This window comes from Parasphingorhabdus sp., from assembly GCF_049667325.1.
Lineage (GTDB): Bacteria > Pseudomonadota > Alphaproteobacteria > Sphingomonadales > Sphingomonadaceae > Parasphingorhabdus.
The window spans coordinates 1-2363 of record NZ_JBATHY010000099.1 but is presented as its reverse complement, the minus strand read 5'-3'; the positions used below and the strand labels follow the sequence as shown (position 1 = coordinate 2363).

Genomic DNA, 2363 nt, shown 5'->3' with positions numbered 1-2363 from the left:
AAAGCGGGTATTGCAAAAAGGGGGGCGCCGATACTGACGCAAAAATATGCTGCAGAAATGCTGCAGGTTATCGGCGATCATGCTGCAGCAACCGGGGTGCAGCATTTTCCACGCGGCGGCGAATGGGATGCCGCGATTTACGAAGGCCAGCTTCACTACAGGGACAAAGCCGGAAAACTTAATCTGCCGCTACCCGCTCTTGTCGGCGCGCATCAGGCGGACAATGCCGCGCTCGCCATCGCCATGTTGCGCCATCAGAATGCGCTCACCATTTCCGACGCCGCACTCAAGGCGGCGATGGGCTGGGCGCAATGGCCGGGCCGGATGCATTTCCTGATTGCCGGGCCGGTGACCCATCTGCTGCCGGGCGATGCCGAAGTCTGGGTCGATGGTGGTCATAATGTCAGTGCCGGACTGGCGCTTGCCAAATATTTCGCGGACTATGAAGCGGGATCGATCGATCTGGTGATCGGGATGTTGTCGAACAAGGATCCCGCCGCTCTGGTTGCGCCGCTAAAAGAGAAGCTGGCCTGCCTGACGGTGATCCCGGTTCCCGGCCATGAATCTCACGGGGTGGCGGACTTTCCGGAAGTAGATGCGCCGATGAAAGAGGCGAGCGATATCAGCGCGGCGCTTGGTTCACTCGCCCTGGGACCGGGCAAGACCGTGTTGATTGCAGGCTCGCTCTACCTTGCCGGTGAAGTTCTGAGAGCAAATGAGCAAATACCGGATTAGTCCGGCGTTTCATCCGCGTGTACCGATCCCGCCGTACCCAGAGACTTGTCAACCAAGCCCCAGCGGATCATCAGCCAGAACATGACGACGCCGGGCAAGGCTGCCAAAGTGGTGAGCAGATAGAAGTTCACATAGCCCATGCCCTCGATCAGCGAACCAGCCGTGGTGCCGGTCAGGAATCGGCCCAATATACTTGCCGCCGCTGATAGCAGGGCAAATTGCGTGCCCGTAAACTGCAGATTGCACAACGCTGACAGGTAAGCGACTACTGCAACACCGCCCACACCGCTGGCGAAATTTTCAAAGCCGATCGCTCCGGCCATGCCCCAGTTGCTGTGGCCAGCCGCCGCGAGGGCGGCAAAAGACAGGTTGCTGACCGCCATCAGGATCAGGCTCAGCATGACCGCCTTTTTCATGCCCAGTCGAGAATAGACCATGCCGCCAATGAAAATGCCGATCAGAAAGGCAAAGAAGCCCAAACTGACATCGTAAAATGCAATCTCGTCATTGGTGAAGCCAAGGTCTTCGAACAATAATCGAAAGGTCAGATTGGCCAATGTGTCGCCGATTTTGTGAACCAGAACGAACAATAAAACGATCAGCGCGCCCGAGCGTTTGAAAAACTCGACCAGCGGACTGACATAGGCTTTTGCCGCTTCCAGTGGACCTTTGAGCGCCATCGGTTCCTGCCGCCGGGCCGGTTCGCGCATGATCAGGCCGACGATGACGGCAAATAAGGCAAAGAGCGAACAGACATAATAAGCAATCGACCAGTTGGTCCGTGCTGCGACGACAAGCGCCACCGCGCCAGCCGTTGCCGCACCGATCCGCCAGCCATATTGTGACATGCCGGAACCGACGCCCAGCTGTTCGGGTTCGAGCAATTCGATCCGATAGGCATCAATAACAACGTCGAATGTTGCCCCTGCTATCCCGACCATGATCGCGGCAACCGCAACGGCGGCGATATCCTTGGCCGGATCAAGCGAGCCGAGATAGATGATCGCTGCCATCGCCAGAACCGCCGTAACAATCAGCCAGGACAATCTTTGTCCAACGCGGCCGATCAGCGGCAATTTCACCACGTCGATAATCGGCGCCCAGAGCCATTTGAAATTATAGGCAAGAAAGGTCAACGCAAAGGCGGTGACGGTCGATTTCTCGATTCCCGCCTGCGCCAGACGGGTCGTCAAGGTCGCGGCAATCATGGTCAGCGGAAGCGCCGAAGAGATACCCAGAAAAAGCGCCGCCAAAGGAGCCGCTTCGCTATACGGACGCACTCCGGCGGGAAGATATCCGCGCCATCCCAAAACTGCTGCTTGCTCACTCACGCCACATTCTCCCTCGAACCGGGGGAATCTTTAGCGCCTATTCACCTGAATGCCAGCTTGATTTTATCGCATCTCAGATATCGAGCAGCTTGGCCGAGACAATTGGACCTGCGCCGGGGCGCTGCAATATGATCGCATATTTGTCGGCGCCGCTGATCTTGAGATTTTCCGGAGATATTGTAAATTTCGTCGGCCTGCCACGCCAGCTGCCGAGATTCCGTTCAGTCTTGACCACGTTGGTATAGTGCACTGTCCTTCCGCTATTTTCGCCGCGTCCAATACGGACGGTTTCCGAAG

2 protein-coding genes and 1 pseudogene are annotated in these 2363 nt (G+C 57.1%); 1 reads left to right on the top strand and 2 read right to left on the bottom strand.

The annotated features are described in order from the left end of the window. A pseudogene (locus WBM93_RS05275) lies at positions 1-735 on the top strand (bifunctional folylpolyglutamate synthase/dihydrofolate synthase); the annotation flags it as partial. On the opposite strand, the gene WBM93_RS05270 reads toward WBM93_RS05275, so the two are convergent. Continuing rightward, a complete protein-coding gene (locus WBM93_RS05270) occupies positions 732-2066 on the bottom strand; it encodes an AmpG family muropeptide MFS transporter (RefSeq protein WP_424429131.1) in 1335 nt (444 codons plus the stop codon). The pseudogene WBM93_RS05275 and the gene WBM93_RS05270 sit on opposite strands and share 4 nt — an antisense overlap. A gap of 73 nt (positions 2067-2139) precedes the next feature. Then, positions 2140-2363: DUF1223 domain-containing protein (locus tag WBM93_RS05265; RefSeq protein WP_424429128.1), on the bottom strand; the 224-nt coding region annotated here is incomplete at its 5' end.